Raw genomic sequence first — 13,368 nt, 5'->3', positions numbered from 1 at the left:
TCGGCCGGCTCCTGGGCGCGGCTTAGAACGCGTCGGCCTCCGCATTGAGGTCCCGGCCCCTGGTTTCCGGCGCAAAGAACCCTGCCACAATACCGATCGCAGCGTAGGCCATGAGGATTCCGGCTACCGGAATCCACCCCGGCCCGGTCGCAGCAACGACGCTGGCTGCGATGATGGGGCCGAGACCGCCGGACAGGACCGCGCCGATTTCCTTGACCGTGGTCATGAAGGAAAAGCGGCGTTTGGACCCGAACATTTCCACCAGCCAGGTTGACTCCACGCCATACAGATTCGGCAGTGGACCGCCAACGAAGATGACGAAGACCAGGGCCACCAGCACAGGGTTACGCGTTTCGATCATCAGCATCGCGGGAATCGTAAAGGCGAACTGGAACCCGGAGAGCCAGAGCCAGACCCTGCGGCGGCCGAATCGGTCAGTGAGCTTCCCGGTCAGCAGGACTGTGGCCACGCCCAGGACGGAGCCGAGTGTTACACCGGTGGTGACGAGGTTTGCGTCCATTTTCACCACCGATACCGTCCAGCCGATCAGGAAGCCCTTGACGAGGTAGACCGAACCGTTTTCGCCGAGTTTGATACCCAGGGAGACGAGGAAGGCCTTTTTGGCGTCCGCGGCGTCACGCCAGATGCTTTGCTGCCTGGCTTCCAGACGTGCCGCGGCACGCCGCGCCTTGACCGCCTCGAAGACCGGTGATTCGCTCACGCTGCGACGAAGGTAGAGCGCCACTAGGGTGGTACCGACGCTGAGCAGGAAGGGAATACGCCATCCCCAGGCAAGGAACTCGTCCTTGGGCATCTGCGAGAGCAGCAGCCACAGTCCGCTGGCCAGGAGCACGCCGGTCGCCGTTCCCAGTGCCACCACGGCGCCGTAAAAGCCGCGCTTACCGGAAGGAGCGGATTCCACCAGCAGCAGCGAGGCCCCGGATAGCTCCGCGCCCGCGCCGAAGCCCTGGATAAGCCGCAGGAGCACCAGGAGGATTGGGGCCGCGACCCCGATCTGGGCAAATGTGGGCAACAGACCCATTCCCAAGGTGGCGATACCCATCATCCCCACGGTGATGACTAGGACGGATTTCCGCCCATACTTGTCCCCAAGGTAGCCGAAGTAGATTCCGCCCAGGGGCCGGACGAGAAACCCGGAACCGAACGCGGCAAAGCTCGCCATCAATGCCATCGCCGGGTCCGTGTTGGGGAAGAAGAGCGGCCCGAAGACCAGCGCTGCCGCCAGGGTGTAGAGCGTAAAGTCCATGTATTCCAAGGCGGAACCAAGGAACGACGAAATGGAGGTGCGGCGCAGTTCAGCCGGCGTTACCTGCAGCTCCGATGCCAGGCCCTGGGGGTCGGCGGCGGCATACTTCAGGTTCGGGTTTTCTGTGACCATGGGGTTTCTCCCTTGTGTAGAGCCTGTCGGCAGGCCCGGAGGCAAACGTCGTTGTTCGGATGGTGGTGCAAGGTCTTCAAGGGCAGTTCAGTTCGGGAGCAGGGAGACAGTCTCCGCTATGCAGGCAGGCTTTTGCGAGCCTTCCAGTTCGATCAGGTGATTGAACTGCAGCTGCCGCCCATTGGCTGTCTCGCTCACCGAGGCCAGCGTCAGCCGGTCCCTGATGCGTGAGTTGACCCTGGCCGGCGCCGGGAACCTTACCTTGTTCAGACCGTAGTTGATGATCATCGCGGCCCCGTCGACCCGGTAGACCTGGCCGGCCAGGTATGGCAGCAGCGACAAGCTGAGGTAGCCGTGGGCTACAGTGGCCCCGAAGGGGCCGCCTGCTGCCCGCTCCGGGTCCGTGTGTATCCACTGTTGGTCCAGGGTGGCGTCGGCGAAAGCCTGGATCTGGGATTGGTCCAGGGTATGCCATCCACTCACCCCGATTTCCTGGCCAGCCATACTGGCCAACTCGGCGGCGTCCTTGAACAGTCTCATCTAAACCCTCTCCAGCAGCATGGCGACGCCCTGGCCCAGGCCCACGCACATGGTGGCCAGGCCGCGGCTGGCGTCTTCGCGTTCCATCCGGCCCAGCAGCGTGACGACGATCCGTGATCCGGAGGAGCCCAGGGGATGGCCCAGGGCGATCGCACCGCCGTCGTTGTTGACAATTCCCGCATCCATTCCGAGCAGCCGCATGCAGGCCAGTGCCTGCGCTGCGAACGCCTCGTTGAGTTCGACGGCGCCCACCTCGGCCAGGTCCCAGCGCGCCTTGGCCAAGGCCTTTTGCGTCGCAGGCACCGGGCCGATGCCCATTACGTCCGGAGCGACACCGGCCGCTTGGCTGGTCACGATGCGGGCCCGGGGCGTGAGCCCGTAGCGCTCCACGGCCTCGCCACTGGCCACCAATACAGCTGATGCGCCGTCGTTGAGGGAACTGGAGTTGCCAGCGGTGACCACTCCGCGGGGCGCCACGATCGGCCGGAGGGCGGCCAGGGCATCAGCGGTTGACCCACGCCTGGGTCCCTCATCGGTGTCCACCAGCGAGACTTCGCCCCGCCGGCCCGTGACCGGAACCGGGACTATCTCGTCGCTGAAACGGCCGGCGTCGATCGCCGCCACCGCCAGGTTGTGCGAGCGAAGTGCAAAGCTGTCCGCCTCGGCACGGGAAATCCCCTCCCGCTTCGCTACCTCTTCTGCCGTTTCGGGCATGGAAAACAGTGCCCCCGACTCCATCCGCGGGTTAACAAAACGTGCACCGATTGAGGTGTCCGCGAGTTCACCCGGTTTGGAGTAGGGCTTCTCCGGCTTTGCCATCACCCACGGCGCGCGGGTCATGGACTCTACGCCGCCGGCCACCACAAGGTCGGCGTCACCGTTGCGCACCGACTGCGCCGCCATGCTGATGGCGGTTAGCCCGGAGGCACAGAGCCTGTTGACGGTCACGGCCGGTACGGCGTGCGGGAACCCGGCCAGCAGTGCGGCCATCCGGGCAACGTTACGGTTGTCCTCACCGGCCTGGTTAACACAGCCAAAGATGACCTCGTCAACGGTGGCAGGATCGACGCCGGCCCTGTCCACTGCGGCTTGAAGCACAAGCGCGGCCATGTCGTCGGGACGGACCGTTGCGAGCACGCCGCCGTGACGGCCCACCGGGGTGCGGACGCCCCCGACGAGGAATGCCTCGGGCATCAGCGGGCCCCGCCGTTAATGTAAAGGGTCTGGCCGGAGACGTAAGAGGAGTCGTCACCGGCGAAGAAAGCCACGGCCCCTGCCACTTCCTCCGGCTGGCCTACACGTCCCAGTGGGGTTCGCTCCGCCACCGCCTGCTGGTGCTCGGCCGGGCTGGCCCCCACCCGCTCTGCCGTTGCGGCAGTCATTGAGGTGGCGATGTATCCCGGCGCCACCGCATTGACCGTGATGTTGAACGGACCAAGTTCGATGGCGAGCGTCGCGGTCAGGCCCTGGATGCCGGCCTTTGCAGCCGCATAGTTGGCCTGGCCACGGTTGCCCAGCGCGCTGCGGCTGCTGAGCGAGACGATCTTGCCGTACTTGGCCGGAACCATGTAGCGCTGTGCAGCCCGCGTGCAGAGGTAGGCGCTGGTGAGGTTCGTGGCCAGGACCGAATCCCAATCCTGCCGCTCCATCTTGAAGAACATGTTGTCGCGGGTGATCCCGGCGTTGTTGACCAGGATGTCCAGCCGGCCGAACTCCCGGTGGATGTCATCGAATACCCGGTCTACGGCTGCCTCATCCGTGACGTCGCAGCGGGCGGCAACGGCCTTTCCGCCCGCCGCCACGACGTCCTTGTGGTCCGAGATACGCTGTGCAGTGTCCTTGGCGCGGTCCTCGTTGAGGTCCAGGACGGCGACAGTGGCGCCCCCACTGGCCAGTTTCAGCGCGGTGGCTGCGCCGATCCCCTGCGCCCCTCCAGTGACTACTGCCACCCGGTTGGTGAAATTGCTCATGAGATTTCCTTTGCTGGTGTTTGGAGCGTGCTTTGGCAAGCCCGCGTCGGGCCCGCCCGGGAGCTAGCTGAAGGCGGAGAGGCCGGTGATCTCGCGGCCAACGAGAAGGGATTGGATCGAGTCCGTGCCCTCATAGGTGGAGACGACCTCCATGTCGGTCATGTGCCTCGCCACGTGGTTCTCCAGCAGCATGCCGTTGCCGCCGAGCATGTCCCGTGCCTCTGAACAGATCCAGCGGGCTTTCCGGGCCGTGTGCATCTTGGCCATGGAGGCCATGGGCCCAGTCATACGCCCGTCCTCGGCCAGCACGGCAAGGCGAAAGCAGATCAGCTGCATGGCTGTCAGTTCTGCAAGCATGTTGGCCAGCTTGTTCTGCACCAGCTGGAAACTGCCGATTGGTTTACCGAACTGCTGGCGGGTCTTCGCGTAGTCCACTGCGATCTCGTATGCGGCCATTGCGTGGCCGTAGGACTCCCAGGACGCGCCGCTGCGTGTGGAAGTGAGGACCCTGGTGACGTCCTTGAACGAATGGCATTCCGTGAGTCGGTTGGATGCAGGGACCCGAAGGTTCTCGAGGGTGATGTCCGGTTGGAGGATCGCCCGCTTGCCAATCTTGCCGGTGATGACTTCCGTGGAATACCCCTCTGGAAAGCTGCCGTCCTCGTTACGCTCCATCACGAACGCCTTGACCTTGGCATCCGCTTCGTCGCGGGCAAAGATGATGACGACGTCGGCCATGCTGGCGTTGCCGATCCAGCGCTTCCGCCCGTTGATGATGTAGCTGTCCCCGTCCCGCCGGGCGCTGGTTTCAAGCGCCACCGAATCAGACCCGTGCTCGGGTTCGGTCAGGGCGAAGGCGCCGATCTTGCCAAGGGCGGCCATGGAAGGGAGCCAGCGCTGCTTTTGCTCCTCGCTGCCGAGCATGTTGATGGTTCCCATCGCCAGTCCGGACTGGACGCCGAGGAAGGTGTTGACGGAACCGTCGCCGCGGGACACCTCGGCGGCGACAATCCCCGCGGCAAGCCGGCTTAGCCCAGGGCATCCGTAGCCCTGAATGGTTGTTCCGACGATGCCGAGCCCGGCAAGTTTGGGTACAAGTTCGAAGGGGAACTCGGCACGTTCCCAATAGCCGTTGATGACCGGCAGCAGGTCTTTGTCGACGAAGGCGCGGACTTTGAGCCGGAGCGCCCGGTCCTCAGCGCTGAGGAAATCGTCCATGAGGTAAAAATCGGTGCCGTTCGCGGCCGTTTCGGGTGTCATTGAGTGAGCTCCAGTGGTGTGTGATCGGGGACCTGTTTGCCCTGCGGGTCTGTAGTTCCATGTGAAGGCTGGAAAAGGGTGAGCCAGTGACGCTCGTGTTCCGCCAGGGGCCGGGACTTGCCAGTGTCCGGCTGGACCGAAACCAGCACGGTACGGCCGTCGACGGCGACCTCCCCGTATTGGCTGCCCCTGAATTCCAGGCTGAACGAACTCGTGCCGATCCTGGTCACAGCGAGTTCAACCTCCAGGTCTGCGCCGTGGTGGACTGGCCGCCGATAGTTCACTTCGAGGCTGGCTACCACCGTGGGGGTCGCCTCGGCTCGGCGTATGCCCGGCATCGAAGACCGCCATTTGATTCTTGACTCCTCCAGGAGCGTGACGACGGCGGCGTGGTTGACGTGCCCGTTGAGGTCCTGGTCGGACCAGCGTGGGCAGACTCGGGTCCGGTAGGTTTCAGGCATCGACCAAGGCTTTCCGATGGAGTAGCCAGTCCCGCACCAAGCGGGAGCTTTCGTTCAATCCCGGGGGTGCGAGCGAATAGTCCACCGGCGTAAGGGAATATTCGACAGGATGGCGGACCGTGGGTATCTTCCGGGGCCCGTCGCCAGCCATCACTACCGGGTTCAGCCCCAGCTGTTCAGCGAGCTCCACACCGCCGCGGACATCCTGGATCGGAGCGCAGGGCAGCCCTGCCGAGGAGAGCTCACGGAACCATTCGTCGGCTGACTGGCTAGCCAGCTGGGCGTGAAGGATGCCGCGCAGCTCGTTACGGTTGGCGTTGCGCTGCAGCGTTGTGACGAACTTTGGATCACGGGCGACTGCGGGAATCCCCAGCGCCTCGCACAGCCGGACGAACTGGGCATCATTTCCCGTCGCGATGATGATGGTGCCGTCCTCGGTCTGCATCGGAGCGTATGGATACATGCTGGGGTGTTCGTTCCCCATCCTGGTCGGTACTACACCGCCCGTTACGTAGGCTGCAGACTGGTTCACCATGCCGGACAGGGCCGAGGTCAGCAGGTTCAGTTCCACCAGCTGACCCTCGCCGGTCCGGTCCTTGTGGTGTAGTGCCCCCAGGATGCCGATGGCAGCGTGCAGGCCTGTGATGACATCGAACAGCGCGATGCCTGCCCGGTACGGTTGGGTGTCCTGGTCCCCGGTAAGGCTCATCATCCCCGAAGCGGCCTGTACCAACAGGTCATACCCCGGAATATGTGCGCCCGCTCCGGTACCGAACCCAGTGATGGAAGCATAGATAATGTCCGGGTTCAGTTCGGCCGCGGACGCGTAATCCAAGCCCAGCCGCGCCATATTGCCGGGCTTGAAATTCTCGATCATGACATCAGCGCTGGCGATCAGCGAACGCGCAACGTTGAGGTCCTCCGGGTCTTTCAGGTCCAGGGCAATGGAATGCTTGTTGCGGTTAACCGCGAGGAAGAACGTGGCCTCGCCGTCCCGTACAGGGGGCATATACGTGCGGGTGTCGTCACCCTCAGGTCCCTCGACCTTGATCACTGTGGCTCCCATGTCGGCCAGGAGCATGGTGGCGTACGGGCCGGCCAGCACCCTGCTGAAATCTGCCACCACAACGCCGGCGAGGGGACCCGCACTGGCCCGGCCCAGGACGTCACCTGCAGGATTGTCGTCACCGCCAGCGGGACGACTATGTCCGCTGGAAACCGGTTCGTTGATCGGTTGTGTCATCTGCTTCCTCCGCTTTGTGGTCTGCATCACCTACCCTCCCAAGCGGACTGATTCGCGTCCAATACACATTGGGTGCCGGACTGATACCTCAACGCCATCAATGTCAGCTGGGTCTCCCTTCTGTATGTTGGGCTTATGAACAACGACGTTTACCCCGGCAGGAGCTGAGCGGGAGTGGAGATACACCAGATCCGGGCCTTTCTCGCCGTAGCCGAGGAACTGCATTTCGGCAGGGCCGCGCGTCGGCTCCACATGGCTCAGCCGCCGCTGAGCCGGTCCATCCAGCGGCTTGAGCATGAGCTGAAGGCGCCGCTGTTCATTCGCAGCACCCGGACGGTGCAGTTGACGGCCGCCGGTGAGGCGCTTATCGGCCCAGCACGCGAGATTCTGGAAGGGTGCCGCCGCGGCCGCCTCGCGGTTGCCTCAGTGGGCCGCGGCGAAACCGGGCGCGTGCGGGTCGCCTTTGCCGGGGTTTCCTCGCATGTGATGGTTGGCAGGCTCGCCAAGCGGGTCCGGGAAGTACACCCCGGAATCGACTTCGAGCTGTCCAGCTCCAACTTCGCCCTTCCGGCCATGGACAAGGTCATGGGCGGGGCCATGGAAATCGGCCTGGGCCGCTGGAATTTCATACCTGCTGTCCTCGACTCGAGGATCGTGGCCAACGAGCGCCTTGTCGTAGCTCTGTATGAAAGCCACCCTCTCAGCGGTCAAGCTTCGCTTCGCATGGCAGACCTCGCGGGGCAGCCTTTCGTCACGTTGCCGGAGCACCCGGGCGCCATCCTCCATGACCACCTTCGGAGGCTCTCCAGTGCCGCGGGATACGTCGTGGAGATCGCCCAGGTGGCGCCGGATTCCCAGACGCTTATGGCGCTGGTGGCAGCCGAGATTGGTGTCGCCCTGACAGTTTCCTCCGTGCCGGAAAACTTCAGCCACCCGGGTGTCGTGTTCCTTCCCCTTGAAGACCCGGCTGACGCCATCCAACTGCGGCTGGTCTGGCGGAAGGACAACACCAGCCCGGCGCTGCGCGAGGTCCTTCGGCTCTCGGAAGAGGTCCTTCCGTCGCCGGACTGACCGTTGATTGATGCTTATGGGGCATAAGCGGAACCATTATTAGGTATTGGATCGGAGGGCAATCGGACTGGCACAGTGGTTCAGGTCACCGGGTGGTGCATATCACGCCCGTTCCGACGCCAGCCCCCTTGACCTGCCAGGAGAACCACTGTGACCGTAACCGCACCCGCACCCGCCCTGGTCTTCGACGACGTGCTCAACCTCGACAGCCTCCTGACCCCCGCGGAACTGGAATTGCGCAGCACTGTCCGTAACTTTGTGGATGAACGAATCCGGCCCAACATTGCCGGCTGGTACGAGGACGCCCGCTTCCCGCTCGAGCTTGTTCCCGAGCTTGGGAAGTTGGGGGTCCTCGGGATGCACCTGAAGGGTTACGGGTGCCCAGGCCGCAGCGCCGTCGAGTACGGCCTCGCCGCCATGGAGTTGGAAGCCGGCGACTCTGGGCTTCGGACCTTCGTCAGCGTCCAGGGTTCCCTGGCCATGAGTGCCATCCACAAGTGGGGGTCCGAGGAGCAGCGGAACGAGCACCTGCCCGCGATGGCGCGGGGCGAGAAGATCGGCTGCTTCGGACTTACCGAGCCGACAGCCGGCTCCGATCCTTCCAGCATGGCGACATTTGCGGCACCCGACGGAGACGGCGGTTGGGTCATCAACGGGGCAAAGCGCTGGATCGGGCTTGCCTCCGTGGCCCAGATTGCGGTCATCTGGGCCAACACCGCTGAGGGTATCCGCGGGTTCATCGTCCCGACGGACACCCCCGGCTTCACCGCGACGCCCATCGACTCCAAGCTGTCCATGCGCGCCTCAATCCAATGTGACATCGCCCTGGATGAGGTGCGGCTGCCGTCCTCTGCACTCCTGCCCGGCGCCCGCGGGCTCAGCGGCCCGTTCTCGTGCCTTAATGAAGCCCGCTACGGAATCATCTGGGGTGCCATGGGCGCCGCGAGGGACTCGTACGAAACCGCTCTCGCCTATGCCCAGGACCGGCTCCAGTTCGGCAAGCCCCTCGCCGGTTACCAGCTCACACAAGAAAAGCTGGTGAACATGCTGCTGGAAATCCATAAGGGAACGCTGCTGGCGCTCCATACAGGGCGTCTGAAGGACGCCGGGACACTTGAGCCGGTGCAGATCTCCGTAGGAAAGCTGAACAACGTCCGGGAGGCCATTGCCATCTGCCGTGAGGCGCGCACCATCCTTGGGGGAAACGGAATCACCTTGGACTACTCGCCGTTGCGGCATGCAAACAACCTTGAATCGGTGCGAACGTATGAGGGTACGGACGAGGTCCATACACTGATCCTGGGCCAGCGGGTCACGGGCATTTCAGCCTTCCGCCAGGAGTGATGTCATTCCGCGCGGGTATGCGGCGGCGGTCCTGCCGGTCTGGCGCTCAAAGCCGAAGCGCTGGCTGATTGGATTTTCTGCCTGGGTGTCCGCCGGCATGATGTTCCAGCCGATCTTCTTCAGTAGCTGGCCCTGAGCAGCGGGGCCTTCAGCAGCATGGTCAGGCTGGGCTGATGTTGAAGGCCGGCCGCGCCGCAGGCTGCAGCCTGATGACCGCGCCAATGCCCGGATCGATCTTCGCCTGCCCAATAAACTGCACGGGGGGGATGGCGGGCCCAAGGCTGCCCGCATTGGCCAGTGCGGGCAGCCGAAGTCACAATGTCAGACCCTCATGACAGGGTTTGGTTATGGAGACGACAGCGGTAGTCGGAGCGGGAGGCAAGGCCGGGTTGGCCGCTGCCGTCACATCCCTCGCCCGACTGACTGACGAGCTTGCCGCCATCCTGGCCTGTTCGCCGGACGCCTCGGAGCGGGGTGCCCGCAATGCTGATGCGGATCCGTTGCGGGCTGTTGCCGGTTCATGCCTGGACGGGCTGGCAGTTGTGGCCCGGATTGAAGCCGTCACTGCCGCAGCAAAAGTCCGGTTGTTGGCGAACTATGCACAGGCAGTGGACGCGCTGGAGGCGCCGGCGAAAACTGCCTACGAGTCGTCAGCGCGCGAAATGAGCCTGGTGGCGGAGGTTGCCTGCGCTCTGACCGTCGGGGAACGTGCCGCGTCCGCACTTTTGGGGGAGGCGCACGCGCTGACCACGTCCTTGCCGGCGGCGCTGGATGCCCTGCACGCCGGCAAGATTTCCTGGCAGCACGCCCGGATCATCGTCGATGAAACCACCGGGATGGGCATTGCCGGCGCCGCTGCGCTGGAGGCTCACTTCCTGGACCCGGAGGCGCCGAACGCGGCCAGGGGTGCCGCGCCGGGGGAGTTGGTGCCGGCCCGCTTCCGGCGGAAGGTGCGTGCCTGGCGGGAACGCCACCATCCGGAGTCCCTTGAGGCCAGGCACGCGAAGTCGGTTGAGGACCGGCGGATGGAGTACTCGCCGGACCGCAACGGGATGGCTTGGGTTTCGCTGTACCTGGCCGCGGATAAGGCCTGTGCCATCTGGAACAGGACGTCCGCCGTGGCGCGTGGGATGCAGAGCCCGGATGAGCCGCGGACCCTGACACAGATCAAGGCGGACGTAGCGGCAGAGCGGCTGCTGGGGAACGCCGGCCACTCCGCCGGGTCCGGGCCGTCCCTCAAAGCGGATGTGCTGGTCACGGTCCCGGTCTTTTCCGCCCTCGACGTCACGGAGGAGCCCGCAGAGCTTGATGGTTACGGGCCGATCCCGGCGTCGATGGCACGCAAGCTTGTCGCGGACGGTGCCGGTTCGTTCTACCGGGTTCTGGTGGATCCCCGCGACGGGGCGCCGCTGGAAATTGGCCGCACCAGCTACCGGCTCCCGGAATCGTTGAAGCGGTGGCTGCGGATGCGCGATGGAAAATGCACTTTCCCCGGCTGCAGCAACCACAGCCAGGACAACGAAGCGGACCATCTCAACGCCTGGGAGCACGGGGGATCCACCGGGATCAGCAACTTGGGTCAGCTGTGCCCCAAACACCATCGACTCAAACATCGAACAGGCTGGACGCCCGGGCCGGCCACCAAAAACGAGCCACCCGCCTGGATCTCACCCACCGGCCGCAAGTACAACGCCGAGCAGCTGGACCGGGAACCGACACTTTGGCCGCCGGGGTGCCTGCCGGAAGAAACCAGCCCTCTGGAAGCAGCGATCGTGGACTACCTCATTGCCTGTTAGGGATGCAGCTTCCCCATTTCATGTCAGGGGAGGCCTTACAGCTCAGGGGAGGCATGGACGCAGCCTGGGCGTGCGTCCGCCGTTGTTCTGCTGCGCTGTTCTGCTGCGCTGCGCGCCGGTAGACCCTCCCCAGCCGCCATACCCGTAAACAGGCCGAACTCACTCGCGCCCCATGAGGTTGTTCCCTCTCGTTTACCAGCCAGCAACCACTAAGCCGCGAACCGTTTCTGCAGGTCGACCAGTCTTTTCACGCACCCTTCCGCCCGGCCGCCACGGCAGGGCAAGAAATCCCCGAGGTACCAGGAGTACTCCGTGTTCGTAAAAAGCACCCTCGCCGTTGCCACCCTTCTTGCCTCCTTGGCCGGGACAGCAGCAGTCCCCGCCCAAGCCCAGGCTGAGGCACCCACGCCGGCGCCCGTCGTCGTCGGCCAGCCCCTTGCCGGGACGCATGCCCACAACGACTACGAGCATGACCGCCCGCTGTTCGACGCCCTGGAGCACGGCTTCACCAGCGTCGAGGCGGATGTGTGGCTGGTGGACGGGGAACTGCGCGTGGCCCACGACCTCGCCGACGCCAAGCAGGGCGTCACCCTGGAAAGCCTCTACCTCGATCCGCTGGAGGACCTGGTCCGCAGCCAGCCCGGCCACAGCGTCTACCCGCAGTGGGACGGCAGCCTGCAGCTCCTGATCGACATCAAGAGCGAGGGCGAGTCCACCTACGCCGCCATCGAACAGGAACTGGCGGAGCACCACGACATCATGAGCCGCTATACCAACGGCAACGTCAAAACCGGCCCCGTCACCGCCGTCATCAGCGGCAACCGCCCGCTGGCCACCATGCAGGCGCAGGACAAGCGCTTCAGCTTCTACGACGGACGCGCCAGCGACCTCACCTCCGGGATGCCCGCCAGCCTGATGCCGCTGGTCAGCAACAACTGGACCAAGCTCTTCACCTGGCAGGGCGTCGGCCCCATGCCGGAGCTGGAGCGGGCCAAGCTGCACGCATACGTCGAGACCGCACACGCCAACGGCTACCGCGTCCGCTTCTGGGCCACCCCGGACCAGCCCGGCGACGCCCGTGATGCGGTGTGGACCGAACTCGCCGACGCCGGAGTGGACCACATCAACACCGACGACCTCGCCGGCCTCCAGCAGTTCCTCACCGCCCGCGGCGCCTAACCCCACCGGAAAGAGCATCCCCATGCCTTCAAAGACAGTGAAAAGTACGACGGCGGCGCTCACCCTGGCGTTGGGCCTCCTCGCGTCCCAGCCCGCCTTCGCCGAAACCGCCGTAGACGGCACACGCGACAGCAGCAGTGGCAGCAGCCAGGCCTTCACGTTCGCCGCCATCGGCGACATCCCCTACGGCGCCGCCGAGATCGCCAAGTTCCCATCCCGCGTTCAGGACCTGAACGCAGACAAGGACCTGAAGTTTGTAGCACACGTGGGCGATTTCAAGAACGGCTCCTCCGTCTGTTCCGACGAGTACTTCTCCTACATCCGCGACCAGTTCGACACCTTCTCGCACCCGCTGGTCTACACGCCCGGCGACAACGAGTGGGTGGACTGCCACCGCACCAACAACGGCGCCTACAACCCGCTGGAGCGGCTGGACAAGCTGCGGGAAGTCTTCTTCAACGAACCCGGCAAGACGCTTGGCGCCACCATGCCCGTCAAAAGCCAGGCAAACCTGGGCCTCCCCGAGGATGTCCGCTTCACCCAGAACCGCGTTGCCTTCTCCGTCCTGAACATCCAAGGCAGCAACAACTCCCTCCTCCCGTGGACCGGCCTGGGCAAGACCACGGCCACCCCGGAGCAGCTGGCCGAGGTGGAGCACCGAACGGACGCCGTGATCGCCCAGATCCGCCAGACCTTCGCGGACGCCCGCCGCAGCAACGACCGCGCGGTGGTTCTCATGCAGCAGGCGGACATGTTCGATCCCTCGCTGCTCGAGGCAGCAACCGCGGATCCCGCGGCTGTCTCCGGCTTCCGCGCGATTGTGCGGGCAATCGTCGAGGAGACCAACAGCTTTGACGCCCCCGTCTACCTGATCAACGGCGACAGCCACGTCTTCGCCGAGAACCAGCCCCTTGCCGCGGGCTCGCCCTGGCTGGACATCTACGGCTCGGACGCCGCGGACAACCTGCAGCGCATCACGGTGGACGGCGCCAGCAACGCCGTGGACTACGTCCGCTTCACGGTGGCGGCCAACAGCGCCAAGGGCGCCGACGTCCTGAGCTGGGAAAAGGTCGCCTTCAGCCAGTAGTCGCCAGACGGAAGCGGG

At 64.8% G+C, this 13,368-nt stretch carries 12 protein-coding genes; 5 read left to right on the top strand and 7 right to left on the bottom strand.

Annotation, left to right across the window (positions count from 1 at the left end; translation table 11 throughout):
- Window positions 1-22: 22 nt before the first annotated feature.
- From K4G53_RS00585 to K4G53_RS00555, 7 genes are all read right to left on the bottom strand, one after another.
- The gene (locus K4G53_RS00585; RefSeq protein ID WP_221383554.1) at window positions 23-1,399 is read right to left on the bottom strand and encodes an MFS transporter; all 1,377 of its coding nucleotides are present in this window, start codon (window positions 1,397-1,399) and stop codon (window positions 23-25) included.
- Window positions 1,400-1,486: 87 nt separating this feature from the next.
- On the bottom strand, window positions 1,487-1,939 hold the full coding sequence (locus tag K4G53_RS00580; RefSeq protein ID WP_221383553.1) for a MaoC family dehydratase: 453 nt from the start codon (window positions 1,937-1,939) through the stop codon (window positions 1,487-1,489).
- Complete coding sequence (locus tag K4G53_RS00575; RefSeq protein WP_221383552.1) at window positions 1,940-3,133, bottom strand: acetyl-CoA C-acyltransferase; 1,194 nt, start codon at window positions 3,131-3,133, stop codon at window positions 1,940-1,942.
- Window positions 3,133-3,909, bottom strand: a complete 777-nt coding sequence (gene fabG, locus K4G53_RS00570) for a 3-oxoacyl-ACP reductase FabG (RefSeq protein WP_221383551.1) — start codon at window positions 3,907-3,909, stop codon at window positions 3,133-3,135. The genes K4G53_RS00575 and fabG overlap by 1 nt, the downstream gene beginning before the upstream one ends.
- A gap of 63 nt (window positions 3,910-3,972) precedes the next feature.
- Window positions 3,973-5,169, bottom strand: coding sequence for an acyl-CoA dehydrogenase family protein (locus tag K4G53_RS00565; protein ID WP_221383550.1), 1,197 nt, complete (start codon window positions 5,167-5,169; stop codon window positions 3,973-3,975).
- Window positions 5,166-5,630 (bottom strand): thioesterase family protein, encoded by a 465-nt coding sequence (locus tag K4G53_RS00560; protein ID WP_221383549.1) that lies wholly within the window; start codon window positions 5,628-5,630, stop codon window positions 5,166-5,168. The genes K4G53_RS00565 and K4G53_RS00560 overlap by 4 nt, the downstream gene beginning before the upstream one ends.
- Window positions 5,623-6,873: a CaiB/BaiF CoA-transferase family protein gene (locus K4G53_RS00555; RefSeq protein ID WP_221383548.1), complete on the bottom strand. Its 1,251-nt coding sequence runs from the start codon at window positions 6,871-6,873 to the stop codon at window positions 5,623-5,625. The genes K4G53_RS00560 and K4G53_RS00555 overlap by 8 nt, the downstream gene beginning before the upstream one ends.
- A 174-nt stretch (window positions 6,874-7,047) precedes the next feature.
- On the opposite strand from K4G53_RS00555, the gene K4G53_RS00550 reads away from it, so the two are divergent.
- The 5 genes from K4G53_RS00550 to K4G53_RS00530 all read left to right on the top strand — a co-directional run bounded on the left by K4G53_RS00550 (window position 7,048) and on the right by K4G53_RS00530 (window position 13,350).
- Entirely contained in the window at window positions 7,048-7,944 is an 897-nt protein-coding gene (locus tag K4G53_RS00550) for a LysR substrate-binding domain-containing protein (RefSeq protein ID WP_221383547.1), read from the top strand.
- Between the two features lie 150 nt (window positions 7,945-8,094).
- Complete coding sequence (locus K4G53_RS00545; RefSeq protein WP_221383546.1) at window positions 8,095-9,288, top strand: acyl-CoA dehydrogenase family protein; 1,194 nt, start codon at window positions 8,095-8,097, stop codon at window positions 9,286-9,288.
- A gap of 347 nt (window positions 9,289-9,635) precedes the next feature.
- Window positions 9,636-11,084 carry an HNH endonuclease signature motif containing protein gene (locus K4G53_RS00540; protein WP_221383545.1) on the top strand — a complete coding sequence of 483 codons (1,449 nt, stop codon included), beginning with the start codon at window positions 9,636-9,638 and terminating at the stop codon, window positions 11,082-11,084.
- Between the two features lie 312 nt (window positions 11,085-11,396).
- Complete coding sequence (locus K4G53_RS00535; protein ID WP_221383544.1) at window positions 11,397-12,263, top strand: phosphatidylinositol-specific phospholipase C/glycerophosphodiester phosphodiesterase family protein; 867 nt, start codon at window positions 11,397-11,399, stop codon at window positions 12,261-12,263.
- Between the two features lie 22 nt (window positions 12,264-12,285).
- Window positions 12,286-13,350 carry a metallophosphoesterase gene (locus K4G53_RS00530; RefSeq protein WP_221383543.1) on the top strand — a complete coding sequence of 355 codons (1,065 nt, stop codon included), beginning with the start codon at window positions 12,286-12,288 and terminating at the stop codon, window positions 13,348-13,350.
- Window positions 13,351-13,368 lie beyond the last annotated feature (18 nt).

Origin of the sequence: Arthrobacter sp. MAHUQ-56, from assembly GCF_019710585.1 — a bacterium.
Classification (GTDB): domain Bacteria; phylum Actinomycetota; class Actinomycetes; order Actinomycetales; family Micrococcaceae; genus Arthrobacter.
The sequence above is the reverse complement of the archived record's forward strand: the minus strand, read 5'-3'. Positions and strand labels throughout refer to the sequence as shown.

Excerpts from the sequence above, each read along its gene's own strand:
- K4G53_RS00560 (WP_221383549.1), bottom strand. The coding sequence starts at position 5,630 with ATGCCTGAAACCTACCGGACCCGAGTCTGCCCACGCTGGTCCGACCAG.
- K4G53_RS00585 (WP_221383554.1), bottom strand. The coding sequence starts at position 1,399 with ATGGTCACAGAAAACCCGAACCTGAAGTATGCCGCCGCCGACCCCCAG.
- K4G53_RS00575 (WP_221383552.1), bottom strand. The coding sequence starts at position 3,133 with ATGCCCGAGGCATTCCTCGTCGGGGGCGTCCGCACCCCGGTGGGCCGT.
- K4G53_RS00540 (WP_221383545.1), top strand. The coding sequence starts at position 9,636 with ATGGAGACGACAGCGGTAGTCGGAGCGGGAGGCAAGGCCGGGTTGGCC.
- fabG (WP_221383551.1), bottom strand. The coding sequence starts at position 3,909 with ATGAGCAATTTCACCAACCGGGTGGCAGTAGTCACTGGAGGGGCGCAG.
- K4G53_RS00565 (WP_221383550.1), bottom strand. The coding sequence starts at position 5,169 with ATGACACCCGAAACGGCCGCGAACGGCACCGATTTTTACCTCATGGAC.
- K4G53_RS00530 (WP_221383543.1), top strand. The coding sequence starts at position 12,286 with ATGCCTTCAAAGACAGTGAAAAGTACGACGGCGGCGCTCACCCTGGCG.
- K4G53_RS00555 (WP_221383548.1), bottom strand. The coding sequence starts at position 6,873 with ATGACACAACCGATCAACGAACCGGTTTCCAGCGGACATAGTCGTCCC.
- K4G53_RS00580 (WP_221383553.1), bottom strand. The coding sequence starts at position 1,939 with ATGAGACTGTTCAAGGACGCCGCCGAGTTGGCCAGTATGGCTGGCCAG.